This is a genomic window from Pandoraea sp. B-6, from assembly GCF_000282835.1.
GTDB classification, from domain to species: Bacteria; Pseudomonadota; Gammaproteobacteria; order Burkholderiales; family Burkholderiaceae; genus Pandoraea; species Pandoraea cepalis.
Genome location: NZ_KB290516.1, coordinates 41,340 through 66,574, shown reverse-complemented (window position 1 = coordinate 66,574; position 25,235 = coordinate 41,340). Strand labels below are relative to the sequence as shown.

23 protein-coding genes are annotated in these 25,235 nt (G+C 63.8%); 4 read left to right on the top strand and 19 right to left on the bottom strand.

From position 1 onward, the window contains the following. Positions 1-57: 57 nt before the first annotated feature. The 4 genes from A985_RS25050 to A985_RS0110865 all read right to left on the bottom strand — a co-directional run bounded on the left by A985_RS25050 (position 58) and on the right by A985_RS0110865 (position 3,575). The gene (locus A985_RS25050; protein WP_017233435.1) at positions 58-1,569 is read right to left on the bottom strand and encodes an amidase; all 1,512 of its coding nucleotides are present in this window, start codon (positions 1,567-1,569) and stop codon (positions 58-60) included. Continuing rightward, positions 1,550-1,873 (bottom strand): hypothetical protein, encoded by a 324-nt coding sequence (locus tag A985_RS0110875; RefSeq protein ID WP_017233434.1) that lies wholly within the window; start codon positions 1,871-1,873, stop codon positions 1,550-1,552. The genes A985_RS25050 and A985_RS0110875 overlap by 20 nt, the downstream gene beginning before the upstream one ends. 112 nt (positions 1,874-1,985) lie before the next feature. Continuing rightward, positions 1,986-2,495 (bottom strand): MaoC family dehydratase, encoded by a 510-nt coding sequence (locus tag A985_RS0110870; RefSeq protein WP_017233433.1) that lies wholly within the window; start codon positions 2,493-2,495, stop codon positions 1,986-1,988. 186 nt (positions 2,496-2,681) lie between these two features. Further along, positions 2,682-3,575 carry a LysR family transcriptional regulator gene (locus tag A985_RS0110865; protein ID WP_017233432.1) on the bottom strand — a complete coding sequence of 298 codons (894 nt, stop codon included), beginning with the start codon at positions 3,573-3,575 and terminating at the stop codon, positions 2,682-2,684. A gap of 142 nt (positions 3,576-3,717) precedes the next feature. On the opposite strand from A985_RS0110865, the gene A985_RS0110860 reads away from it, so the two are divergent. The 3 genes from A985_RS0110860 to A985_RS0110850 all read left to right on the top strand — a co-directional run bounded on the left by A985_RS0110860 (position 3,718) and on the right by A985_RS0110850 (position 8,069). Further along, positions 3,718-5,472, top strand: a complete 1,755-nt coding sequence (locus tag A985_RS0110860) for an acyl-CoA dehydrogenase family protein (RefSeq protein WP_017233431.1) — start codon at positions 3,718-3,720, stop codon at positions 5,470-5,472. Beyond that, positions 5,469-6,659 carry a CaiB/BaiF CoA-transferase family protein gene (locus A985_RS0110855; RefSeq protein WP_017233430.1) on the top strand — a complete coding sequence of 397 codons (1,191 nt, stop codon included), beginning with the start codon at positions 5,469-5,471 and terminating at the stop codon, positions 6,657-6,659. The genes A985_RS0110860 and A985_RS0110855 overlap by 4 nt, the downstream gene beginning before the upstream one ends. A 93-nt stretch (positions 6,660-6,752) precedes the next feature. Next, entirely contained in the window at positions 6,753-8,069 is a 1,317-nt protein-coding gene (locus A985_RS0110850; RefSeq protein ID WP_017233429.1) for an MFS transporter, read from the top strand. A gap of 65 nt (positions 8,070-8,134) precedes the next feature. Here A985_RS0110850 and A985_RS0110845 read toward each other — a convergent pair whose 3' ends face one another. The 7 genes from A985_RS0110845 to A985_RS0110815 all read right to left on the bottom strand — a co-directional run bounded on the left by A985_RS0110845 (position 8,135) and on the right by A985_RS0110815 (position 16,694). Further along, the gene (locus A985_RS0110845) at positions 8,135-9,373 is read right to left on the bottom strand and encodes a phenylacetate--CoA ligase family protein (RefSeq protein WP_017233428.1); all 1,239 of its coding nucleotides are present in this window, start codon (positions 9,371-9,373) and stop codon (positions 8,135-8,137) included. 74 nt (positions 9,374-9,447) lie between these two features. Continuing rightward, positions 9,448-10,260 (bottom strand): ABC transporter ATP-binding protein, encoded by an 813-nt coding sequence (locus tag A985_RS0110840; RefSeq protein ID WP_017233427.1) that lies wholly within the window; start codon positions 10,258-10,260, stop codon positions 9,448-9,450. 80 nt (positions 10,261-10,340) lie between these two features. Continuing rightward, positions 10,341-11,633 (bottom strand): ABC transporter substrate-binding protein, encoded by a 1,293-nt coding sequence (locus A985_RS0110835; RefSeq protein ID WP_051060141.1) that lies wholly within the window; start codon positions 11,631-11,633, stop codon positions 10,341-10,343. A 115-nt stretch (positions 11,634-11,748) separates the two neighbouring features. Further along, on the bottom strand, positions 11,749-12,825 hold the full coding sequence (locus A985_RS0110830) for a branched-chain amino acid ABC transporter permease (protein ID WP_017233425.1): 1,077 nt from the start codon (positions 12,823-12,825) through the stop codon (positions 11,749-11,751). Positions 12,826-12,880: 55 nt separating this feature from the next. Further along, positions 12,881-13,795 (bottom strand): branched-chain amino acid ABC transporter permease, encoded by a 915-nt coding sequence (locus A985_RS0110825; RefSeq protein ID WP_017233424.1) that lies wholly within the window; start codon positions 13,793-13,795, stop codon positions 12,881-12,883. Between the two features lie 52 nt (positions 13,796-13,847). Further along, positions 13,848-14,654 (bottom strand): ABC transporter ATP-binding protein, encoded by an 807-nt coding sequence (locus tag A985_RS25045; protein WP_017233423.1) that lies wholly within the window; start codon positions 14,652-14,654, stop codon positions 13,848-13,850. Between the two features lie 66 nt (positions 14,655-14,720). Beyond that, entirely contained in the window at positions 14,721-16,694 is a 1,974-nt protein-coding gene (locus tag A985_RS0110815; protein WP_017233422.1) for a long-chain fatty acid--CoA ligase, read from the bottom strand. A 334-nt stretch (positions 16,695-17,028) separates the two neighbouring features. On the opposite strand from A985_RS0110815, the gene A985_RS0110810 reads away from it, so the two are divergent. Next, the gene (locus tag A985_RS0110810; protein ID WP_017233421.1) at positions 17,029-17,700 is read left to right on the top strand and encodes a Crp/Fnr family transcriptional regulator; all 672 of its coding nucleotides are present in this window, start codon (positions 17,029-17,031) and stop codon (positions 17,698-17,700) included. A 107-nt stretch (positions 17,701-17,807) separates the two neighbouring features. Here A985_RS0110810 and A985_RS0110805 read toward each other — a convergent pair whose 3' ends face one another. The 8 genes from A985_RS0110805 to A985_RS0110770 are packed head-to-tail and all read right to left on the bottom strand — an operon-like array spanning position 17,808 to position 24,975. Beyond that, the gene (locus A985_RS0110805; RefSeq protein ID WP_017233420.1) at positions 17,808-18,164 is read right to left on the bottom strand and encodes a RidA family protein; all 357 of its coding nucleotides are present in this window, start codon (positions 18,162-18,164) and stop codon (positions 17,808-17,810) included. 58 nt (positions 18,165-18,222) lie between these two features. Beyond that, entirely contained in the window at positions 18,223-19,656 is a 1,434-nt protein-coding gene (locus A985_RS0110800) for an NAD(P)/FAD-dependent oxidoreductase (RefSeq protein ID WP_017233419.1), read from the bottom strand. Then, positions 19,653-19,961: a (2Fe-2S)-binding protein gene (locus A985_RS0110795; protein WP_017233418.1), complete on the bottom strand. Its 309-nt coding sequence runs from the start codon at positions 19,959-19,961 to the stop codon at positions 19,653-19,655. Before A985_RS0110795 ends, A985_RS0110800 begins: the two co-directional genes overlap by 4 nt. Then, a complete protein-coding gene (locus A985_RS0110790; RefSeq protein ID WP_369751573.1) occupies positions 19,939-21,042 on the bottom strand; it encodes an NAD(P)/FAD-dependent oxidoreductase in 1,104 nt (367 codons plus the stop codon). Before A985_RS0110790 ends, A985_RS0110795 begins: the two co-directional genes overlap by 23 nt. Then, a complete protein-coding gene (locus A985_RS0110785; RefSeq protein ID WP_017233416.1) occupies positions 21,043-21,864 on the bottom strand; it encodes an ABC transporter permease subunit in 822 nt (273 codons plus the stop codon). A gap of 5 nt (positions 21,865-21,869) precedes the next feature. Continuing rightward, entirely contained in the window at positions 21,870-22,808 is a 939-nt protein-coding gene (locus A985_RS0110780; protein ID WP_026131846.1) for an ABC transporter permease, read from the bottom strand. Next, entirely contained in the window at positions 22,805-23,884 is a 1,080-nt protein-coding gene (locus A985_RS0110775) for an ABC transporter ATP-binding protein (protein WP_017233414.1), read from the bottom strand. Before A985_RS0110775 ends, A985_RS0110780 begins: the two co-directional genes overlap by 4 nt. Before the next feature lie 23 nt (positions 23,885-23,907). Next, positions 23,908-24,975 carry an ABC transporter substrate-binding protein gene (locus A985_RS0110770; RefSeq protein ID WP_017233413.1) on the bottom strand — a complete coding sequence of 356 codons (1,068 nt, stop codon included), beginning with the start codon at positions 24,973-24,975 and terminating at the stop codon, positions 23,908-23,910. Positions 24,976-25,235: the final 260 nt, after the last annotated feature.

Genomic DNA, 25,235 nt, shown 5'->3' with positions numbered 1-25,235 from the left:
TGATGCGAGCAAAAATTGACTTGCGGCGAACGATGGCGTCATCGTTCTGGGCTTGCGTTACTTCTTCCTGTCCATGGCTAACTGTGACACTGACGATCGCGCCGTATCAAGACCCGCCGGCATCGCTGCGTGATCGAGCGGCCCGAGACGGTCCACTGACGGCAGGTGCCAGTCTGTATGTTGTTGCAACTGATGCGCGAGACGCAGCAGGGTGTCCTCGTGCCACGCGCGACCGATCAACTGAACCCCGGTCGGCAATCCGTTCTGCGTGCGCCCTGCCGGTACGGCAACCGCCGGCAGCCCCAGGTAGTTGATGCCACGTGTCCAGTAGGAGAAGTCGCCGAAGCGCCGTTCGATCTCGTCCGCATCGCCGTCGAGCGTCTCGGCAATGGTCGGCACCGCGTAAGGCAACGTCGGCAGCAGCAGGGCTTGTGCGCCTGTCAGATAGCGCTCGACAAACGACTGCGTGTAGCCGGCTCGCAGGCGCAGCGCGTCGACGTAACGAGTGGCCGGATACAGGAGGCCACGCTCCAGCCGGCGCAAGACCTGCTCGCCATACTCGTCACGCCGCTCGCGCAGCCATTGACCGTGGATCGAGGCGGCTTCGGCGCCCAACACCAACGTGGCAAGCGCACCGGCTTCGCGCAGATCGGGCAGCGCGACTTTGCGAATGGTCGCGCCGCAGGCTTCGAGCGCTTGCGTCACCCGTGCAACGGCAGCACGGATTTCGTCGGAGATCGGTGCCGTGGTGTCGAACTCGGGCACCGCGACGACGTCGCGCTCGCTCAAGGGCTGCGCCAACGCGGTCGTGAAATCACGCGCCTGGCTGACGAGGCAATGGGGATCGTTGGCGTCCGGCCCCCAGACGGTTTCGAGCACCGCCGCCGCATCGACCGCGGTACGCGCCAGCACGCCGACACAATCGAGGCTCGGCGACAGCGGCATCACGCCGTAGGTCGAGACCGCGTGCTGGGTCGGCTTGATGCCGGTGACGCCATTGACGGCGGCTGGGATCCGGACGGAGCCGCCGGTATCGGAGCCGAGCGCGGCGAACGCCAGACCGCGCGCGACGGCCACGCCGCTACCGCTGGACGACCCGCCACTGACGTGCTCCGGCGACCAGGCGTTGCAGCCATGCCCGAGGTGCGCGTTGAAGCCTGTCGGGCTCATGGCGAACTCCGCCATGTGCAGGGCACCGAGATCGACCGCGCCTGCTGCATCGAGGCGCGCGAGCACGGTAGCCGTATGCAACGGTCGATTACCAGCGAGGATGCGGCTGCCGCACTCGGTCAGCTCGCCGGCGCGGAAGAACATGTCCTTGTGCGCGAGGGTCGCCCCCAGCACGCGGCTGTTGGGCAGCGCGACGTCGTCACGGACCGCGTTGTCGACGGTGCGCGCCTGGTCGAGCGCTGCATCGCCACGCAGGCGCACGAAGCCGCCCGTCAGACCGGCGACACCCGCAGCGTCGAGCGCCAGGGCGGTTCGTTCAACGCAAGTGGCGTCGGACATCTCGCGGCCCGGCGCTGAGGCCGTTGCAGAGACCGGTGCATCAACATGCAGCGTGCGCATCGCATGTCTCCTGCTGGCGCAGCGTGGCGTCGAAGGCGTCGGGCGTCAGCCAGTCGAGCGCACGAGCTGCGCGGGCGACGGCGTCGGTGATGCCATGTGCGGCGTTGGCGAGTGCGACCGCATGCACTGGGCTCAGCGGCGCCGAGCCGAACTGATCGACCCAGCGCGCGGCGCTGGTCGCGTCGACCCGCCCGGATCCGTCGGTAGGGGGTGTGGAATGGCTTGCGGTCGGGCCGACGTCTCGGGGTTGACCGAGGGCGTCGGGTATCGGCATTGCATCGCCTTGCCGGATGTTGCCTTGCATCCTTGCCTCCATCGCCGTGCCATCACGGCGAGCCGTGCCGCGGGTGCCGAGCGTCTCGGCGCAGCCCGCGTGATGTCGATTGGAACGTACCGTGTGAGCCGTGCCGCCCGGCTCAGTCGCCGACGCCGTGGCCGCGCTTCGGAATCAGTGCACTGCGCACGAATTCCATGACCTGCACGCCGTTCTGGTTAAAGGCGCGGGTGTGCACGGTGACGATACCTTGCGTGGGACGCGAGCGCGATTCGCGCTTCTCCAGGACCTGCGATTCGGCGTAAAGCGTGTCGCCACAGAACACCGGGGCGGTGAGCTTGATCTCTTTCCAGCCGAGGTTGGCGATGGCCTTGCCGCTCACGTCGTTGACGGTCATGCCGAGGACGATGGCGACCGTCAGTCCGCTATTGACAAGCAGTTGGCCGAATTCGCTCTTGGCCGCGTGGGCGGCATCGCAATGCATCGGATGGAAATTCATCGTCAGCAGCGAGAAGTGAATGTTGTCGGCTTCGGTGATGGTGCGCCCGGGGCGGTGCTCATAGATATCGCCAACCTCGAACTCCTCGAGATAGCGCCCGTAGCTCGCACGAATGCGGCGCGTAGTCTCCGCCTGGGGTTGCAGTGCGTCCATGTCTCCCTCCTCCTGAATTCGATCGCTTGGCTGGGTTCACCGACTTTGTTCGGTGTTTATTACTTTGTACGGACAAAGTATTGGCGAAAGAAAAGCCGAAGTCAAGATGATGGGAAACCCTTAGAGGTGGGGGGAGTGCAGCCAATCCAGCGGGTTGGCCGTCGCCTATCCGGTGGGGGTGCGGATTCAGCGCGCCCTTGATCGATCGTCCGTCGTGAGCGCGGCGAGAAAGCGTTCGGTCAGATCCAGTTGGCTGCCGGCGCGCGTCAACCGCAGAATTTGCGAGGAGAACGTGTTTCGCGCGAGCGGAATGAAGACGGCCCGCTGAGACCGGGTGCGCGCCAAGGCTTCCGGCACCAGGGCGACCCCCATCTGAAATTCAACCATTGTCACTACCGTTTGCCACAGCCTTGCTTCATGTCGGATCTGGGGACTGAACCCCGCCTCGACACAGGTGGCAATGATCTGGTCGTGGTAATGCGGAGACACCGTGCGCGGGAACAGGATGAACGGCTCGTCCGAGAGTTGACGCAAGTCGATGCGCCGCCGCTTCGCCAGCTTGTGATCGACGGGCAGGCAACAAAGCAGCGCCTCCGACATCCACACCTGCGTCTCGACTTCGGCGGGAAAGTGCCCCCAGTGGGCAAATCCCAGGTCGATCTGCAACTGCTGCAACGCTCGCACCTGCTCCGCCGTGTTCATCTCCTTGAGCACAATCTCCACCGACGAATGCGCCGATTCGAACTGTTGCACGGCTTCGGGTAGCCCCCGGTAGAGCATCGAATTGACGAACCCAATGCGCAGGCGTCCCGCCAGCCCGTGCGCGGACTGCAGCGTGACCTTGGCCACGTCCTCCGCCTGCTCCAACAGCCGCCGGGCTTCGCCCAAGAGCACTTGCCCCGCATTGGTCAGCGCCACCGACTTGTTGCTGCGCTCGAGCAGCTTCACGCCGAGTTGTTCTTCGAAACGGCGAATGTCGAAACTCAAGGCGGGTTGCGAGATGAAGAGCCGACGCGCCGCCCGGCCGAAATGCAATTCCTCCGCGACTGCGACGAAGTATCTGAGTTGCCTCAGTTCCATGAAAGCGCTCCCCCGGATAACGATAAATAGATCTTATCGTACGTGCCATTAATTGTATTGGACGATTATCGGACCGAAACGTACGCTGGTCTCCAAGAAGGTACGGTGCCGAGGCGCCGCACGATAATCCAGGAGACAGTGAATGCTCGAACTTCGGCAAACGCCCGAGACGTCCAACATCCCCGATAGCCGCGGCATCAATTTCTTCCTTAGCGACCCATCGTTCGGCGCGCTGCTCAAGAGCTACCTGGGCGAGACGGTGTTCCATGGGGTCCAGGACAGACTCGTCGCACTGGGACAACGCGCGTCTGACGAACTCGATGCATGGGCGACGACCGCCGATCACCATCCGCCCGCGCTTCGCCCCCGCACGCGCCGCGGCGAGGCGATCCAGCACATCGAGAAACACCCCGATTACGTCGCGCTCGAACGCGTGGCGTACAGCGAACTCGGCCTCGCCTCGATGAGTCATCGCAGCGACGCGCCGCCGCCGCTCGTCAAGTACGCGCTCACGTTCCTGTTCGTCCAGGCCGAATTCGGCCTCTGCTGCCCGGTCAGCATGACCGATTCGCTCACGCGCACGCTGCGCAAGTTCGGGTCGAAGGCGCTCGTGGACCGCTATCTGCCGAGGCTCGTGTCGCAGGACTTCGACACGCTCTTCCAGGGCGCGATGTTCATGACGGAGCAGGCGGCAGGCTCCGATACCGGACGCACCGTGACGCGCGCGACCCGCGGCGTCGATGCCGACGGCAACGAGGTCTGGAAGCTGACCGGCGACAAGTGGTTCTGCTCGAACGCCGATGCCGATTTGGCCATGGTCCTCGCCCGTCCGGACGGCGCGCCCGAAGGCATGAAGGGACTGGCGCTGTTCCTGCTCCCGAAGGTGCTTAAAGACGGCACGCGCAACCGCTATCAGATCGTTCGGCTGAAAGACAAACTCGGCAGCCGCTCGATGGCAAGCGGCGAAATCGTGCTCGACGGCGCCGAGGCCTATCTCATCGGCGAAGTGGGCCGCGGCTTCCAGCAGATGGCGGACATGATCAACATGTCGCGTCTGTCCAATGGCGTACGTGCGGCCGGCCTGATGCGCCGCGCCCTCACCGAAGCGCTTCATGTGGCGAGACATCGTTCGGCCTTCGGTCGCAAGCTCATCGAGATGCCGCTGATGCAGCGCCAGTTGCTGAAGATCATGTTGCCGGCGGAACAGGCACGATCGATGTTCATGCAAATCGCGACGCTCCTTCCCCGCGCCGACCGCGGCGATGCGCTGGCGGCCAAATGCGTGCGCATCCTCACCCCGCTCGTGAAGCTGCGCGCATGCCGAGACGCTCGCCAGGCCACCGGCGACGCGATGGAAGTGCGCGGCGGCGTGGGCTATATCGAGGAGTGGGCCGACCCGCGACTCGTGCGCGACGCGCATCTGGGCTCCATCTGGGAGGGCACGAGCAACATCGTGGCGCTGGACGTGGCACGGGCCACGCGACGTGAAGGCGCGCTGGCATCGCTCGGCCAATATGTTCATACGCTGCTCGACGATACGGCATTGCCGCCGGCCACCGTCGCCTTGCTGCGCAACGTATTCGAGCGCGCCAGCGCCGCGCTCGACAGCGTGGCGGAGTGCGGCCGCGACGAGAACGTGCGCGAGGCGGCAGGCGCCGTGTACAACGCGACAACGGCAGTGTTCATGGCGACGGAAGCGGCGCGCCTCGCCCCCGACTTTCGCCGGCTTGCCCTTGCCCACCTCATCGTCGAACACAAGCTGCTGCCGCGCGACCCGCTCGCGCCGAAGGACGTCCGTGACGACGCGCCGTTGCTTCGTCGGTTGGTCGACGAGACGCCGGTCTCCCTCGACGCCGCGATGTCGCTCATGCCCACGCAGGAAGGCGGTGCGCGATGAGCGCCGCTCGTGTGACCGGCGCCCTTCAGGGACTTCGCGTCATCGACCTGAGCCGGGTGCTGGGCGGCCCGTACTGCACGCAGGCGCTCGCTGACCACGGCGCCCAAGTGATCAAGCTCGAACCCCCGGGCGGCGACGAAACGCGCGGCTGGGGCCCTCCCTTCGTTGGCGAGACGGCCTCGTATTTCGTGGGCGTCAACCGGAACAAACAAGGGATTTGCGTCGACCTGTCGCGCGAGGAAGGTCGCGAAGTGCTGTGGCAACTACTCGACGGCGCCGACGTGCTCGTGGAGAACTTCAAACCCGGCACGCTCGAGCGTTGGGGGATGGAATACGCCAGGCTCTCCGAGCGCTATCCGCGCTTGATTCACTGCGCGATCTCGGGCTTCGGGCCGGACGGCACCCTCGGCGGCCTGCCTGGCTACGACGCCGCCATTCAGGCGATGACGGGACTGATGAGCGTGAATGGCGAAAGCGAAGGCCCCGCGCTGCGCGTCGGTCTTCCGGTGGTGGACATGGTCACCGGGCTCAATGCGCTGTCGGGTATTCTGCTAGCGCTCGCGGAACGCGAAAAGAGCGGTCGGGGTCAGTCGCTCGATATCGCGCTGTACGACTGTGCCGTCTCGTTGCTGCATCCGCACTTGCCCAACTACTTCGGCAACGGCCGCACGCCGCAACGCTCCGGCAATGCCCATCCGAACATCACGCCGTACGACAGCTACCGAACCGCGACCGAGCCCATCTTTCTCGCTGTCGGCAACGACCGGCAGTTCGCGAAGCTGATGTCGCATCTGAACGCGCCGGAACTCGCCGAAGACGCGCGTTTCGTGGACAACCGCAGTCGTTGCGAACATCGCCGCGAGCTGAAGGAAATCCTGGAAACGCTTCTGCAAGCCCATGCATGCGAGCCGCTCGCGGCCGAGCTGATTCGTGGCGGCGTGCCGTGCGGGCCGGTGCAAACCGTCGATGCCGTCGCCCGGCACCCGCATACGCGCCACCGCCAACTGATCGTCGAAATCGGCGCGTACCGCGGCACCGGCACCCCGATCAAGCTCTCGCGAACGCCAGCGACGTATCGCACGCCCCCGCCCACCCTCGGCGGCGATACCCGCGCCGTGCTTGACGCGCTCGGTGTCGACGCAAAAACGCAGCAGCGGTTGTTCGACGCCGGGGTACTCAAAGGCTGAACGCGCTGACCGATCATCCGAAACACGCATTCGAAGCCCCCATTCGAAACAAGCCGGCGATCGAGACCGGCCGTCCTTACCTGGAGACATTTCATGCAGAACCACGCTCAGGGCAGCCCGGCGCGTCAGCCGGGCCGTGCCGCCTTCGCCGCTTTCGTCGGCACCACCATCGAATGGTATGACTTCTATATCTATGCGATGGCGTCGGCGCTCATTTTCAACAAGCTTTTCTTCCCGCAAGGCGATCCGTTCTACGCCACGCTGGCATCGTTCGGCACGTTTGCGGTCGGGTTCTTCGCGCGTCCGTTCGGGGGCTTGATCTTTGGCCACATCGGCGACCGGATCGGCCGAAAGAAAGCCTTGGTCGCCACGCTGGCGATCATGGGGATCGGCACGGTCGGCATCGGTTTCCTGCCGACTTATGCGAGCGTCGGGGTACTGGCGCCCACGCTGCTCGTCGTGTTGCGCATCGCCCAGGGCATTGCGATCGGCGGCGAATGGGGCGGCGCGGTGCTGATGGCGGGCGAGCATGCGCCGCAACGCAAGCGCACCTTCCTTGCGTCATTCGCTCAGCTCGGCAGCCCCGCCGGATTGATTCTTGCGCTGCTCGCTTTCAAGACGGTGGGACATCTTCCGCGCGAAACGCTGATGGGCTGGGGCTGGCGCCTGCCCTTCCTGGCCAGCGCGGTACTGCTCGTCATTGGTGTATTCATCCGCGCGAGCGTATCGGAGTCCCCGGAGTTCACGGCAGCCATCGAACGGGAGAAGCCTGCGCGCCTTCCCATCGTCGACGTGCTGCGCAATGCATGGGGCACCGTCCTGCTGTGCCTGGGCGCGAACGTGATCGGCGTGGCCGGCGCATGGTTCCTCAACACATTCATGCTCAGCTTCACCACCCAGACGCTTGGCTTGAGTCGCGAGATGATCCTGGACTGCCTGTTCGTGGTGGCGTTCGTTCACTTCTTCAACCAGCTCTTTTCGGGGTGGATCGCGCAACGCGTCGGGCCGGTCAAGTTTCTTGCGTGGGCCGCCGGGCTCGCGATGCTGTCGCCATATCCCATGTTCGCCCTGGTGTCGACGGGTCGGCCTGTGGCCATCGTCATCGGCATCGGGATTGCGGTGGTGTGCATGTCGGGTTCGTATGCCGTGATGGCTGGGCTCATGACCGATGCGTTTGACGTACGCTATCGCTACTCCGCGATTTCACTGTCGTACCAGTGCTGCGCGGCGATCGCCGGCGGTCTGACGCCATTGATCGGCACCGTGCTGGCCCACGCGTGGCCGGGGCAGTGGTGGCCGCTGGCTCTGTTCTATAGCGCCCTTGCCGCCGTGTCGCTGGTTTGCCTCATCGGGCTGCAATGGAAGAAGTCCGTCTATCGCGCACCGGCGTCGGTGGCGGTGCCCGAATAAGCCCTCGGCAGCTTCGGGCGGCAACGTCGGTCGGTGTGACGATCGGCGTTGCCGCGACACGACACTCAGTCGTAAGCTCTCGCATCCTCGACCCACGTCCCATCCACCGGCAGTGTTCCGGCGGTGACGAAATCGACGTCCCCGCGCAGTCGCGTCACGTCGCGCAACGTTTGCTGCACCCGTGCGGCCAAGCCTTCCGGCGGCGCAGTGTTCGTCTCGCAAATCAGGCGCATCCGATCCTCTCCGACACGCCCCTCCACCCTTAGCCTCAGGCGCACCAACTCTGGATAGCGCTTGGCAATTTCGCCAATCTGCCCGGGATGAACGAACATGCCGCGCACCTTCACCGTCTGGTCGGCGCGTCCGAGCCAGCCCTTGAGCCGCATATTGGTGCGCCCGCAAGGGCTGATCCCCGCCTCCACGGCAGACAAATCCCCCGTCGCAAACCGAATCAGCGGATAGTCCGGATTGAAATTCGTGACAACCACTTCGCCAATTTCGCCCTCGGGCACCGGCTTCGTGCCCCCTGGCTCCACCAACTCGACGAGCACGCTTTCGTCAACGATCAACCCCGCCTGCGCGTCGCTCTCGAACGCAATCAATCCTAAATCCGCCGTGCCATACGACTGCCGCGCCGTCACGCCACGCGCACGGAACCACTCACGCAACGAAGGCGGCAGCGCCTCGCCGGACACCGTAGCGCGTCGAATACTGCCGACATCCGCACCGACCGATTCGCTCTTCTCCATCAGGATCTTCAGGAATGACGGCGTGCCTGCATAGGCGACCGGTCGCAAATGACGAATCGCCTCGAGCTGCAATTCGGTCTGCCCGACGCCCGCAGGAAATACGCAGCAGCCCAACCGCGCCGCGCCGGTCTCGATCATCATCCCGGCCGGCGTGAAGTGATACGAGTAGGTGTTGTAGACCAGATCACCGGCGCGCAGTCCCGCCGCAAACATCGCGCGCGCAAACCGCCACCAGTCGCTGCCGCGCCCGTCCGGCTCATAGATCGGCCCGGGCGATTGATAGACGTGCGCCAGGGCGCCGACAGGCGTGGCATTCAAGCCCCCCAGCGGCGGATGACGCACCTGGAACGCCGTCAGGTCGGACTTGCGCGTCACCGGCAGACCCGCCAGTGCATGGCGCGAACCGATCTCTCGCGCGTCCACCGCCCCGAGCGCTTGTGCAAAATACGCCGCGTGCGCCTGAGCGTGTCCGACCTGCGTCGGCAACGCCGCCAACAGCGCCTTTTCGCGAACCTCCGGCGCACGGGTTTCCAGTTTGTCGAAGTAATCGTTCATAGTGACGGAAATACGTTGAGGATTAACGATCGGTGCACAATCGTCCACACGGGCAAGCGCGAGCGCTCAAGCGCTCACGCAATCCAGCGCTTGCGTCGTCGATAACTCTTGACGTTGCGGAAGCTCCCCGCACTGTTGTCCCCGTCCTTGGCGATGCCAAGATAGAACTCCTTGACGTCCTCGTTATCGCGCAGCGATGCCGCGTCGCCGTCCATCACCACACGCCCGTTCTCAAGGATGTAACCGTAGTCCGCATAGCGCAGCGCCACCATCGTGTTCTGCTCTGCCAGCAGAAAACTGACGTTCTCGCGCTGATTCAAATCACGCACGATCGCAAAGATCTCTTCGACGACCTGCGGTGCAAGCCCCATCGACGGCTCATCGAGCAGCACCATCGACGGCTGCGCCATCATCGCGCGCCCGATCGCGCACATTTGCTGTTCGCCCCCCGAGGTGTAGCCCGCCTGTGATTTGCGTCGCGTCTTCAAGCGCGGGAAATAGGCGTAGATGCGCTCCAGCGCATGTTGTTGTGCGCTACGCGACGCGTGACGCACATAGCCGCCCGTCAGCAGGTTTTCTTCAATGGTCAGGTGCGCGAAGCAATGACGTCCCTCCATTACCTGGATCACGCCCCGTGTGACGAGGCCGTTCGGCGTAAGCTTCTCGACGCGCTCGCCGCGATAGTCGATCGTGCCTTTCGTCACTTCGCCGCGCTCGGCCTGCAGCAGATTCGAAATCGCCTTGAGCGTCGTACTCTTGCCAGCCCCATTGGCCCCGAGCAATGCAACGATCTTGCCCTCGGGCACCGTCAGCGACACGCCCTTGAGCACGAGAATGACGTGGTCGTAGATGACTTCGATATTGTTGACGCTCAAACTCGCTTCCATGCATGACTCCAGGATCGATGCGACGGTAGGTCGTCGACCGTCGTCCGCACTGCGCTTCGCCGTGCGGACGACGGCGTCGATCACATCTTGTAGCAGGCGGGTGTCATTCCCTTCTCTTTCGCATACTGCTTGGCCGACGCTTCGAACAACGGGTGAATCAGACGCCGATTGCCCTCGATCCAGTCGGATACCATCACCCACTTGGCCCCATCCCATTGCTGGATGCGCACCTTGCCTGAGCCCTCGTGGTCCTCACAGCTCGTCTTGATGTCGGGCAGCAGCCCCGTGGCGCCCAGGGTCTTCAGGCGGGCCGCGTCGATATTCAGATTCTCGAGCGCCCAACGCACCTGCTCCGGCGTCATGACCCGGCCCTTGCCGAACTTATTCTGAGCGGTATTGAGCGCCTCGACCGTAGCGACCGCCGCAGACACGCCGCGGTTGTAGAGCACGGAGCCAACCTTCGACGAATCTTGCAGATTGCCCTTGCCTGCGCCATAGACCACCTTCTCGATGTCGGCGATCAGCGGCACCTGCTTGCCCGCCACGTTCCAGGTCGCGCTCATGTACCCCTTGGCCGCCGGGCCCGCCGGAATCGTGTCTTCCTCGGAGCCGGCCCACCAGCTACCGACGATCCTGTCGCGCGGATAACCGACCTTTTGCGCTGCCTTGAGTGCGGTCTGGTTCATCACGCCCCAGCCCCAGAACACGACGTAGTCGGGGTTTTCCTGACGAATTCGCAACCATTGCGCGCCCTGCTCGTTCCCCGGATGCGCCACCGGAATCTCGATCAGGTTGAACTTGTGGATCTTCGATTCGGCCTGCAAGGCGACAATCGGCTCCTTGCCATACGCCGAGTCGTGATACAGGTAGACGATCTTCTTCCCGTTCAGCGAGCCATGGTTCTTGTCGGCCAGGAACTTGATAATGGCCGACGCTTGCATCTGGTACGTCGTGACCAGCGGGAACGCCCACGGGAATACCGAGCCATCCACCGCATCGGTACGGCCGTAGCCCATCATCACGAGCGGCACCTTGTCCGTCGCCGTCTTGTCGATCAGCGCGTACGAAATGCCCGTCGCCATCACGTGGTACGCCGTGCCCTTGGTGACCGGGTTCTTTCCCTTGAGACGCTCGTAGCACTCCACGCCCTTGGCGTTGTTGTACTCGGTCTCGCACTCCTCCCATGTCAACTTCACGCCGTTGACACCGCCATGCTTGAGATTCACGTATTGCAGATAGTCGATAAAGCCGCCATAGAAGGACTGACCGTTCGCCCCATACGGGCCGACCCGGTAGTCGGCAAGTGCGATGAACTGATCGTTCGACTGCGCAAACGACGCGCCGGCGCCCCCCATGCCAAGCACGAGCGCCATGCCTAACGATGCCGTCAATTGTTTCGTGTTCATGCTGTGTCTCCGTCTGTGGTTTTTTTCATGGCAAACGCTGCTGCGGTACCGCACGACGCACCGTGCGCCACCGTGTCCAACCTCAATGCGGGAAGGGCCAGATGCGCAACTTCTCCTTGGCAATTTGCCAAAGCCGCGCCAGCCCATGCGGCTCGACAATCAGGAAGAAGATGATGAGCCCGCCAAACACCATCAACTGAATGTGCGAAACGGTCGCATTCGTGAACGGCAAGTGCATAAGCGTGGCCATCGCTGGCAACGCGCTATCGAGCAGAATCGGCAACAGCAGGATGAATGCAGCGCCCAGAAAGCTCCCCAGAACGCTGCCAACGCCGCCGATAATGATCATGAACAGGATGCGAAAGGACAGATCCAGTGAGAAGCCGTCCGGCTCGACGGAACCGAGGTAACAGTAGGCATACAGCGCGCCAGCCACACCGCAATAGAAGGAGCTGACCGCGAAGGCAAGCAATTTGACGCGCATCAGCGGAATACCGATCACCTCGGCAGCGACGTCCATGTCGCGTACCGCCATCCACGCGCGACCGATGTGCGATCGCACCAGGTTCTTCGCCACGAGCGCCATCACCGTGACGACGCCGAGCACGAACAGGTATTTGCGTACCGGCGTGTCAACGTCGACGCCGAGCATCGAGATCTTCTGCGCGGTGATCACCCCGGACGAACTGTGGTTCGAGAGCCATGGAAATTTCGTCAGCACCCAGAGCACAAAGAACTGGGCCGCCAGCGTGGCGACCGCCAGGTAGAAGCCCTTGATGCGAAGCGATGGCAAGCCGAACGCCACGCCCACAATTGCGGCGCAAACGCCACCCAGCGTGAACGAAGCAAGAATAGGCATGCCCTCGATGCGCAACTGGAAGTTGTACGACGCGTAGGCGCCCACCGCCATGAACGCCGCCGTTCCCAGAGACAACTGCCCCGCATAGCCTGTCAGGATGTTGAGGCCCAACGCCGCGAGCGAGAACACGAGAAACGGCACGAAAATCGCCGTAAGCCAGTATTCGGAGGCGACCCACGGCAGCACGCCGAACGCGACGGCAAGCAAAGCGCAGACGGCGAACCGATCCTGGCGGATCGGAAAGATCTGGCTATCGGCTTCGTAAGAGGTCTTGAACTGCCCGGCTTCGCGATAGAACATGGATGGCCTCTGCGGTAAATGCTTGTACGTTCGTTTGGAGTTGACAGCCGTCGGCTCAGACCCGATCGATATGCCGCTCGCCAAACAGTCCTTCCGGGCGAACCAGCAGGAACAGCAGCGCAAAGACATAAGGGAACCAGCCCTCGATGCCCCCGAAATTCCCACTGAACTGACTTTCCAGCAGTTGCGGCACGTAGATCTCCGCGAGCTTTTCCGCCGCGCCGATGATCAATCCCCCGACAATCGCCCCCGGAATCGACGTGAAGCCACCCAGGATCAGCACCGGCAGCGCCTTGAGCGCGGTCATCGTCAGCGCGAACTGCACGCCGTTGCGCGATCCCCAGAGCATGCCGGCAACGAGCGCAACGAACCCGGAGACGCTCCACACCACGACCCAGATGCGTTGCAATGGAATACCCAGCGAGAGCGCCGCCTGGTGATCGTCGGCCACGGCACGAAGCGCGCGGCCGATGCGCGTGGCCTTGAAGAACAACGCCAGCAACGCCACCAGCACGGCGGCAATGCCGGCCGCGGCCAGATCGAAGCGGCTCACGAGCACGCCCGTCGAGTCCAGGATCGATGCGATGGGCTCGTCGACGATGCCCAGCGACAGCGGGCGCACCTCATTGCCCCACAACAAAGGCGCGAGGCCTTCGAGGAAGAACGACAGCCCGATCGTCGCCATGAACAACGTGATAGGCGACTGGTTCACCAGCTTTCGCAGCACGAAGCGCTCCGTCGCCAGGCTCATCAACACCATGACGCCGAATGCGCCAATCGCGGCCAGCCACAGCGGCAAGCCGTGCTCCATCAGGCCGACCACCGACAGCGCCGCAAAATACACCATCGCGCCCTGGGCAAAGTTGAACACGCCAGATGCCTTGAAGATCAGCACGAAGCCGAGCGCGACGAGGGAATACATCACCCCGGAGAGCAGCCCGCCGATCAGGATTTCCATAAAGAACTGCATCGATGTCTCCCAGTTGCCAACGCGTTGCCGGCAATCGCTTATCGCCTGGCCGTCATGCGGCGGCGGGCATTCCGTGCGCTACCCCCAGATAGGCACGTATGACTTCGGGGTCCGCCCTGACTTCAGCGGGAGTTCCGTCACCGATCTTCTTGCCATAATCGAGCACCACGACCCGATCGGAGATATCCATCACTACGCCCATGTCGTGTTCGATCAACACAATCGTCGTGCCGAACGCTTCGTTGACGTCCAGGATGAAGCGGCACATGTCGCGCTTCTCTTCGAGATTCATGCCGGCCATCGGCTCGTCGAGCAACAGCAGCCCCGGTTCGGCGGCAAGCGCGCGCGCCAACTCGACACGCTTTTGCAGACCGTAAGGCAGACGTCCGACCGGCGTCTTCCGGATGTGCTGAATTTCGAGAAAGTCGATGATCTCTTCGACCTTGACGCGATTCGCCATTTCCTCTTGCCGCGCCCGGCCCCACCAGAGCGCGCTGGCCAGCAGGCCCGAGCGCATTCGGGTGTTACGGCCCGTCATGATGTTGTCGAGCACCGTCATGCCCTTGAACAGCGCGATGTTCTGAAACGTGCGCGCCACGCCCTGGCGCGCGGCCGACGTCGGATGCATTCGCTGTCGCAACTGCCCACGGAAGACAATCGCGCCCTGCTGCGGGTGGTAGACGCCGTTGATCACGTTGAGCATGGAACTTTTGCCCGCGCCATTGGGGCCGATGATCGCGCGGATCTCGTGCTCGCGAACGTCGAACGAGATATCCGTCAATGCCTTCACGCCGCCAAACGACAGGCTGATGTGCTGCAAATCGAGCAGAACGTCGCCAAATGTCCGGATGTCGTGCATGCCTTCTCCCGCTAAGTGCCTGGCTGAGTGCCAATGTTGAGGTCGGTGCGCTGGTCGATGCGACGCTCAAGCGGCGCAGCGCAATGCCGCAGGCGCAGGGTCGTCTGTCGATTCGCGCGCACCGATCACACGCGCCGGATGTATCGTGAGCGTGGCACTCACGCTGCCTTCGCGTCCGTCCTCGAACCTCACGCGCGTTTCGATGAATTGCACCGTCTTGCCAGAATAGAAGGCATCGACCAGCACCTCGTATTTCTGCGCGATGAACGTGCGGCGCACTTTGCGCGTGCGCGTCAGTTCGTCGTCATCCGGGTCCAGCTCCTTGTGCAGAATGACGAAGCGCTGAACCTGCGCGGCGGAAAAGGCGCGCTCCTTGGCGAGATCCGCATTCACAGTCTCCACGCAACCCAGAATCAGTTCGGCGACGCGCGGATGGCAGGCCAGGTCCACATATCCGGCGTAGGCGAGGTTCTGCCGCTCCGCCCAGTTCCCCACGGCATCCATGTCGATGTTGATGAAGGCACACACCCCGTCGCGACCGTCGCCGAATGCCACCGCCTCCTTGATGTACGCGAAGAACTTGAGCTTGTTCTCGATGAACTTCGGCGCGAACAACGACCCACAGGCCAGTTTGCCGACATCCTTGGCCCGATCGATGATGCGCAGATGACCATCGGCATCGATGATGCCGGCGTCGCCCGTGCGGAAATAGCCAGCCTCGTCGAGGGCTTCGCACGTGGCATCGGGCCGCTTGTAGTACGCCTTGAGCAAGCCCACCCCGCGCACCAGCACTTCGCCGTTGTCGGCGATCTTGATGTCCATCCCGGGCGCGACCGGCCCCACGCTGTCGAATCGCACCTCTCGATCCGGTTGCAGGCAGACATATGCGCACGTCTCCGTCTGCCCGTAGAACTGCTTCAGATTGATACCGATTGCGCGATAGAACCGAAACAGATCCGGGCCAATCGCCTCGCCAGCGGTGTATGCCGTGCGAATCCGGCTCATGCCGAGCGTGTTGCGCAGCGGGCCGTACACACAAAGATTCCCGAGTGCGTACTGGACCCGATCGAGCCACGACACCGCACGACCGTCGAGCACCGCCGCGCCGCACCGGTTCGCCACGTTCATGAAGTGCGCGAACATCACGCGCTTGACCCGACTCGCATCTTCCATGCGAATCATCACTTGCGTGAGCACGTTCTCGTAGACGCGAGGCGGCGCAAAGTAATAGGTGGGCCCGATCTCGCGCATATCGGTGGCGATGGTTTCGGGCGACTCCGGACAGTTGACGGTGAATCCCGCCACCAGCGCCTGCGCGTAAGAAAACAGATGATCGCCCACCCAAGCCATCGGCAGGTACGACAGCACTTCGTCGCCGGGGCCGAGGCGATCGAATGCACTTCCGTGAAACGCTGCGCCAATCAGCCCCGCGTGCGAATGGCATACGCCCTTGGGCTTGCCCGTCGTGCCGGAGGTATAGAGGATGGTCGCCGTATCGTCGGGCTCGCCGCCGGCCACGGCATCGTCAAAGTGGCGCGGGTGCCTGGCGTCGAACTCGCGCCCCTGCTCGATGGCCGACACGTATGACTGCAGTCCCGCGGCATCGTAGCCCCGCAGGCCTCGCGAATCTTCGTAAATGATGTGGGATAGCCTCGGCACCTGGGCGCGCAGCGCCAACAGCTTGTCGACCTGCTCCTGATCTTCGACGATGGCGAAATCGATTTCGGCCTCGTCGAGCACATGCGTCATTTCCGCTGCCACGGCGTCCTGATAGAGCGGCACGGCGACGCCGCCGAGCGCTTGCGCGGCCGTCATTGCCCAGTACAGGCGAACGCGGTTATTACCGACAATGGCGAGGTTATCTCCGCGCTTGAAGCCCGCGGCGGCCAGCGCGCACGCCAGCATCCGGACTTCTTGCGCGGCGGCGTGCCAGGTCCAGCATTGCCAGATCCCCAGATCTTTTTCCCGATATGCCGTGCGGGTGCCGCGTGTGGCCGCGTGGGCCAACAACAAACGCGGGAAAGTGGTCCGCTCCTGCATGCCTGTCTCCTGTGTCTCGCCACGATTCGACTTGTGTCGAGGGGCGTGGCGTGGCTCGGTCGGCGCGCGTGCGTGTGGCACGCTCTCTACAGCTAGCAACGTCTCTGACGGACGTCATTTTTAGTGGCACTTCGTCATTCACGATGGCTTGTGATCGTCGGCACCATGGAGCGGCGACGACTATCCCTGGCGACAGGCAGCTTCTATACTTGCACTTCGGCGTCGTGCACGAATCGCCGTGAAGACTTGTCGCGCCGCTCTCAGGCAAGGCGACGATACCTCATGGATCACGACGGATTTGTCACCCGGATGACAATCAAGGGAAAGTCCCTATATGTCGCTCGAAACCCTGTTGCAACGCAGCGTATGGGCGCAAGGACTAACGCCCGCGCAACGCGAACGTGTCGTGGCCGAGATTCAGGTGCGGCCGGTCGAGAGCGGTGGCTATGTGTGCCGCAAGGGAGACCCGTCGCACGCCTGGTTTGGCGTCATCGACGGACTGGTGAAGATCGCGACGGCATCGGCCAGCGGGAAGTCCGTCACGTTCACGGGCGTGCCTGCGGGGGCATGGTTCGGGGAAGGGTCGGTGCTCAAGCGCGAGAACCGTAAATACGATGTGATGGCACTGCGCGATTCCGTCCTTGCCCATATGCCGATTGCCACGTTCGACTGGTTGCTCGACACGAGCATTCCCTTCAATCGCTTTCTCACGCTTCAGCTCAATGAGCGGCTGGGTCAGTTCATCGCGGCGGTCGAGCACGAACGATTACTCGACACCGACGCGCGCGTTGCGCGCTCCCTGTCGTCGATGTTCAACCCGACGCTCTATCCGTCCGACGACACCACCGTACAGATTTCACAGGAAGAGCTGAGCTATCTCGCCGGCGTTTCACGGCAGCGCGTCAACCTGGCGCTCAAGGTGCTGGAGCAGGCCAAGCTCGTCAAGGTCGACTACGGCGTGTTGACGATCCTCGACCTCGAAGGGCTACGCGAATTCGGGATGTAAGCGGCGCCGACATGGCATCACGGCGCCGCGCATCGCACACTGACGAAGAAGAAGAAGCCCGCTCACATTCGCGGACCCTCCATTCTTACACCTTAAGGTTGCTCCGATTACTTGGCAGCGGCGATCACGGCAATCTCGACGAGCAGATCGGGGGCTGCCAGACGCGCCTCTACCGTAGCACGCGTCGGGGTATTACCCGGGCTCGTCCACGCATCCCACACGGCGTTCATGCCGGCGAAGTCGGCCTCGATGTCCTTCACCCAGACCTGCGCCGAGAGCAGACGCGACTTGTCGATGCCGGCGTCCTTCAGATAGCCATCGATCTTTGCGAGCACTTGTTGCGTCTGCCCAGTGATGTCCTGACTGCGATCGTCTGCCGTCTGGCCGCCGATGTAGACCGTCCCGTTATGCACCACGACACGGCTCATCCGTGCGTTCGTGTGATGGCGTTGAATATCGCTCATTAACCACATCTCCAAAAGAATCAAAAAAGTAGCGGGTGGGAGGCGCGAGTCCCCTCACCTACTTGGGAAAGTCTGCACGTTCGCTCAGGACGTCGGCGCCGCCGACCGCGGTGGCCAACTCGCCCAACGTCACCGGCTTGATCGGAGGACGGATGCGATAGTACCCGACCTCCGGCACCGCACAGCCCTGCGATTGCGCCAGCAGTTCGGCCACGGTCAAGCCGCAGAACCGGCCTTGACAAGGCCCCATGCCGCAACGCGAAAAACTTTTCGTCTGATTCGGACCGACACAACCCAAGCCCGCCATGCGCCGCACGTCGCCCGCCGTCACCTCCTCGCAGCGGCACACGAGGGTGCTGTCGTCGGCCGGTATGCGAAACGCCTCGGCCGGCCGGTACAGCGCATCGAGGAAGGGGCGGATCGCCATATGTGCCGCCAGCTCACGGCGCAGCGACAGCGCGCGCGAGTCGCGCTTCGCCGCGTCGAGCTTGCCGAGCTTCACCGCGGCCTGCACGGCAGCGAGTCGTCCCGAGGGTTCGGCGGCAAGCGCACCGGCGATACCCGCACCGTCCCCCGCGACGAAGATCCCCGGCAGGCTCGTCTCGCCCCAGGCGTCCGTCTTCGGATGCCAACAGAGTTGCGCGTCGTCCCACGCATGCTCGCACCCGATCGAGCGCGTGACCTGCGTGTTCGGAATCACCCCTTGATGCAGCAACACCAGCGACGTGTCGATGCGATCGGTACGCCCGCCCACGACATACTCGATGCCCTCGGCGTGCGTGGTTCCCAGCACGCGCAGCGCTTCGACATGTTTGACGTGCCGCACGCCCGCCGCGCGAATGGCCCGCAGCAGCTTGAAGCCCTTCATCAGATACGACGGTGCGCGCAACGCCCCGCCCGCGTGACGCAACGCCTCGCCGCGCCCGCTTGCCTCGGCCGTGTCGAGAATCGCGCGTACCGGCACGCCGGCATTGATGAGCTGCCAGGCAAACAGATAGAGCAACGGGCCGCAGCCGGCGAGCACCGCAGGGGAGTCGGGCACCAGCGCCGACGCCTTGAGCAACGTTTGCGCCGCCCCCACGCCCATTACGCCGGGCAACGTCCAGCCGGGAATCGGGAACGGTCGTTCTTGCGCGCCGCCAGCGAGCACGATGGCGCCGGCCTCGATCTGCAGCGTTCCGCCGCCCGCGCCCTGGCGCGTGACCGACACGCGTCTGTCGGCGCCGATCTGCCACGCGAGCGTCTGCGGCCAATAGGCGATGCCGGCCGACGTAAAGGCATCGACGAGCCCACGCCCACGAAGATAGTCCGGCCCGAGCACGCCCGGGTCGGCCAGCGGCGAGCGGCTCACGCTGCGATAAATCTGTCCGCCGGGCAACCCGTTCTCATCGACGACGAGCGGCTCGAGCCCATGACGCTTCGCTTCGAGCGCCGCCGCCAATCCCGCAGGCCCAGCCCCGACGACCAACAAATCCACGACTTTCGTGCTCATGCCACACTCCTCGCACCGTTCATTCGACGCACCTGCATGCCTTCGCGCACCGGTGTCATGCACCCCTGCCGGTTGGGCACGCCGTCGATCTCGACGAGACAATCGAAGCACACGCCCATCATGCAGAACGGCGCGCGATCGCTGCCGGTGACCGGTGTGGTCCGACACGCTGTCACGCCCACGAAGAGCAGCGCGGCCGCCACATTCATGTCGCTCGGCACGTCGGCCGGCGTGCCCTCGATAAATACTTTCACCGTCGCGCCATCCTTGCGCGCCAGCGACTTAAGCAGCGAAACGTTTGGCATAGAAATGATCCAGTAGCGCAGGACGCGGCGCGCCGAGAATCCACGGCGCGAGGGTTTCACAATGCGCAGCGGCAAGCGTCACGCCGCTGTGACAGGTCGCGAGGAACGCGCCCGGACAGGCCTCGGAGGCCTCGTAGATCGGCAGACCGTCGTCCGTCATCACCCTCAACGCCCCCCACGCGCGCACCACGCGCACGTTCTTGAGCAGCGGGAACGGTGCAATACCGCGCCGGGCGATGTCGGCGAGCACGTCGGGCGTCACACCGTCGTTGAAGCCCACGTCTTCGGCCGAGTCGCCGAGCATGACCGAGCCCTCGACGGTCTGACGCACGTAGATGGTCGGATAGTCAAGAAACGGCTTGACGCGCTCGGTCACGATGATCTGGCCGCGCAACGGTTTGACTGGCGCGCGTAGACCCACCATCGGCGCGAGATCGCGATTGCCCAGACCGGCCGCAAGCACGACGCGGCCGGCTTCCAGCGACACGTCGCCCATGCTCACGCGAAACGCGCTGCCCGTCTGACGAATATCGGTCACACGCAGGTTCGGTGCATACTCGCCGCCTGCCTGCTCGAACGCGGCGAATAGTGCGCGCAGCGTATAAAGCGGGCTGACGTGACCGTCGTTCGGCGAATAGATGGCACCCACCACGTCGGGGCCGATGGCCGGCAGACGCTCGGCAAGCGCCTTGTGATCGAGCACTTCGTAACGGAGGGTCGGTTCGGCCTCCTGCAGCTTGCGCATGTTCTCGACCTTGCTCGCCAGCTCCTCCGGCGTCTGGGCGATGTTGAACCCGCCGGGACGTTGAAAGCCGATGGAAACGCCGGTGCGTGCGAAGAGCTCGTCAGCCAGGTTCTGCCACAGGTTGGCGGAGTGCAGCGACCAGCGGGCATAGTCCGTGCACGTGCCGCCTTTGCCCTGCACCCAGACCAGTCCGAAGTTGCCGCGTGCGGCTCGCAGCGAGTTGTCTTCGCCATCGCACACGACGACGCGTTGCCCGCGCTTGGCAAGCCCATAGGCAATCGCCATGCCGACCAGGCCGCCGCCGATGACGGCGATATCGTAGGTTTTTTGCATGATTTAGTGATTTCCGATCAGAACCTTGTTCAGCCCGTAGACGCGATCGAGGATCAGCATCACCGCCAACGTCAGCCCGATGAGCAGCGTGGAGATGGCGGCCACACTCGGGTCCACTGTCTCGCTCATGTTCATGTAGATGCGCACCGGCAAGGTGATCGTGGTGGGCGCCGTCACGAAGATCGTGGCCGTCAGTTCGTCGAAACTGTTGATGAAAGCGAGCACCCATCCGCCCGCCAGCCCCGGCAGGATCGCCGGTAGCGTGATGCGGCGGAACGTCGTCCAGCGTCCGGCGCCGAGCGAGCGCGCCGCACGTTCGCTTTCGTCGGCCTGCCCCACGAGCGCCGCCATGATCAGGCGCAGCGCATACGGGAAGATCAGCAGCGCGTGGCAAGCGACGAGGCTCACGAACGAGCCGCCCATGTTCATCAACGTGAACAGCCGCAGGAACGCAATGCCGAGCACCACCGGCGGAATCATCAGCGGCGAGAGCAGGAACGAGTTGATCGCGGCGCGCCCCGGAAAGCGGTAGCGCGCCAGCCCCATCGCCGCCGGCACTGCCAACACCGTCGACACGGTGGCCGACGTCACCCCCAGCCACAGACTCGTGCGCAGCGCCGATAGAAAGTCTTCATCGTTCATGAGCGACGCGAACCAGCGCAACGAAAAGTGCCGCGTCGGAATGGACAGGAAGTCGTCCGGCGTGAAGGCGACCAGACACACCACGACCAGCGGCGCGAGGATGAAGACGAGAAACACGACGTGAAACGCGATCGCCCCCACGCCATTGCGGTCGTACCGAGAGTCTTGTTGATTCATCTGCATTCCCCTCAGCCCAGACGGCGCGTAATGCGCCGCTCGATGGCGCGGTTGTATCCGGTGATGATGGCTACGTTCACGATCAGCAGGACGATGGCAATCGCGGCCCCCAGCGGCCAGTTCAGCGAACCGAGGAACTCGTCGTAAGCCGTGGTCGCGACCACTTTGAGGCGACGGCCACCAATCAGCGCCGGCGTTGCGAAGGCGCTCGCCGTCAACGCGAAGACGATCAGACTGCCGGAGAGAATGCCCGGCGTGATCTGTGGCAACACCACCCGCCACATCACCGTCGCACGCCCTGCCCCGAGCGAGCGCGCCGCATGCGCGACGGCCGGATCGAGCCGGGTGAGCGAGGTCCACACCGAGAGCACCATGAGCGGCACCAGCACATGCACCAGCGCCACCGTCACCGCGCCCATCGTGAAGAGCAGCTGCAAGGGATGTCCAATCAGCCCGAGCTTCAAGAGCACCGTGTTCACCAGCCCCTCGCGGCCCAGCAGGATCGACCAACCCAGCGTTCGCACAACGACCGAGATGAGCAGCGGCCCGAGCACGAGCACCAGGCAGAGCGAGCGCCACGGATCGCGCATGCGGAACAGGAAGTAAGCTTCGGGCACGCCGACCAGCACGCAGAGCACGGTCACGCCGACCGAGAGCAGCAAGGTGCGCAGGAAGATCTCGTAGAAATAACTGTCCGTGAGAATGTCGGCATAGTGCTGCAGCGAGATCGTCGGCAGCACGCCGCCCAGGTTCGCGTCGAAGCCATGCAGGCTCAACACGAACGTCAGGACGAGCGGTACCGCGAGCAGCACGAGGAAGTACAGCGTCGCCGGCATGACGAGCGCCCAGGCCGAGCGGCGCTGGCTGGCGATCTCCGGCGAAATTGCCGCCGTCGCTTTCATTTCCGGCATGGCCGATGCCTCCGGTGGCGTGGACGTCGCAGCACTCATGCCCCCTCCCGCACGAGACGCAAGGCATCGTCGGCCCAGTCCAGCCCCACCGCTTCGCCGTCGTTGGCTGCCACCACGCCATCGTTGGACACGAGCACACGCAGCTCGCCCAGGGCCGTCGATACCGTAAGCACCCAATGGTTGCCGTGGAAGCTGCGCTGGCCCACTCGGCCCGCGAGCCGCCCCGCCGTCGCCGACGTCAGGCGAATGCGTTCGGGCCGCAGACTGAATGTCGCCGGGCCATTGCCCTGCGCCGCCGATGCCTGCCCCGCATGCGCGGGCGACACGGCGAGCCGGTGCCCTTGTGCGTCGAGCACCGCCACGCCGCCGCGCACATCGAGTTGACCGGAGATGAGATTGGTCTGCCCGATGAAATGCGCGGCGAACGTGGCGCGCGGGTCTTCATAGACCTCATGTGGCGTATCGATGCGCACCACATGCCCAGCGTTGAGCAACACCACGCGATCGCTGATCGCAAGCGCCTCGGCCTGATCGTGCGTCACCATGACGGTCGTCGTGCCGACCTTGCGTTGAATCGCGCGCAACTCGTCCTGCATCTGCTCACGCAGCTTGGCGTCGAGATTCGAGAGCGGTTCGTCGAGCAACAGCACGGGCGGTGCGATCACCAGCGCCCGGGCCAACGCCACACGCTGACGCTGGCCGCCTGAGAGTTCGCGCGGATAACGCTGCGCGTGCTGGCCGAGATGCACCAGCTCCAGCGCGTCCTGCACGCGGCGCTGCTTCTGCCCGGGGTCCACGCGGCGCATGTCCAGACCGAACGCAACGTTCTGCGCCACGGTCATGTGGGGGAACAGCGCGTAGCTCTGGAACACGATCCCGAGTCCGCGCTTTTCCGGCGGTACCGGCGTGAGGTCGCGGCCCTCCAGCAGAATACGACCGCTGCTGGGGGCGACGAATCCGGCGATCATCTGCAACGTGGTGGTCTTGCCGCAGCCGGACGGGCCCAACAGGGAAATGAATTCGCCCTGTTCAATCGAAAGATCGACGCCCTCGACCGCGACGGTCTCACCGAAGCGCTTGCCGAGTTGCTCGAGACGCAAATATGGAGTGCTCATGACGCTTAGGGTCTCCGTGCGACTTAACGCTCGATCTGACGGTTCCAGCGCTGCGTCCACTCAGCACGCTTCGCGTTGACGACATCCCAGTCGACACGGATGAGCTTGTCGATCTGTGCGGGCGACGGCACACGTGCAGCCACCGCCATCGAGAGTTGCGTCTTCTTGTTCGACGGCGCAACGCCTGCACTTTCGGCAAGAATGGCCTGGGCCTGCGGCGAGAGAATCATTTGCACGAACTTCTGCGCCAGCGCTTCGTTGGCGGATTTGTCTACCACGCACATGCCCATGGCAAGCGCCACCGCCCCTTCCTTCGGATACACGAACTCGGCCGGAATGCCCTGTTGGCGCAACGCCTGAACGCGGCCGTTGCCCCACACGGCGATGGCGACCTCATCCGATTGGAACAGCTCGGCGATCTTGCCCGGCGACGGATCGAACGACAGCACGTTCGGCGCGATCTTCTCCATCGCGCGGAAGCCCGGTTCGATGTTGCTGTCGCTGCCGCCGTTGATCTTCGATTCGACCAGCAGCCCGTGCAGGCCATACGTGTTCTTGATGCTCGGCATCACGAGCCTGCCCTTGTACTTCGGATCCGACAGGTCCTGCCACGACGTCGGCGCAGGCCAGCCCTTCGCCTGGAACACGCGCGTGTTGTAGGCGATGCCTGTGGCGATCAGGCCGGCCGCCACGGCGTTGCCGCCCTTGAACTTCGCGATGTCGTACAGATCGTGATAGACGGGCGCGTCGGCGAGCTTGCCGCAAAAGCCCATCTGGAGGGCCTGATACATGGGGCCGTCATCGAGGAAGACGACATCCATGCCGGCCTTGCCTTTTTGCGCCTGCAACTTCGCGAGGTTGGTCGTCGAATCGCCGGGCACGATCACCACCTTCGTGCCGGGGTTCGCCTGCTCGAAACTGGGAATGACGTCCTTCTTGAGCATCTGTTCAAACGAACCACCGTAAGCGCCGACATACAACGTGGTGTCGGCGTAGGCAGCGCTGGCGCCGAATACCGTTCCGGCGACACCGACCGAAATGGCCGCGGCGCGGGCAAGCTTGCGAAGCGTTTGGGGAACGACAGTCTTCATCGATAAGCTCCTTGCGTGAAGTAGGGTTATGTGATGTTATGGCCCGGCAATTTCAAAAAACCCACAACCAGTTGCGTGGTTTACGTAGGTTCATTTTCGACGCAAGCACCGTCAAATCACATTTTTTCGCCCGCCCATACATAAATGTTATGGCGTGAGGGGGATGAGGTTCCCATGAAGATCCGGCAGTTGGAGGCATTTCGCGCGCTGATCCTGCGCCAGACGGTCACTCGGGCGGCGGACATGCTCCACGTTTCGCA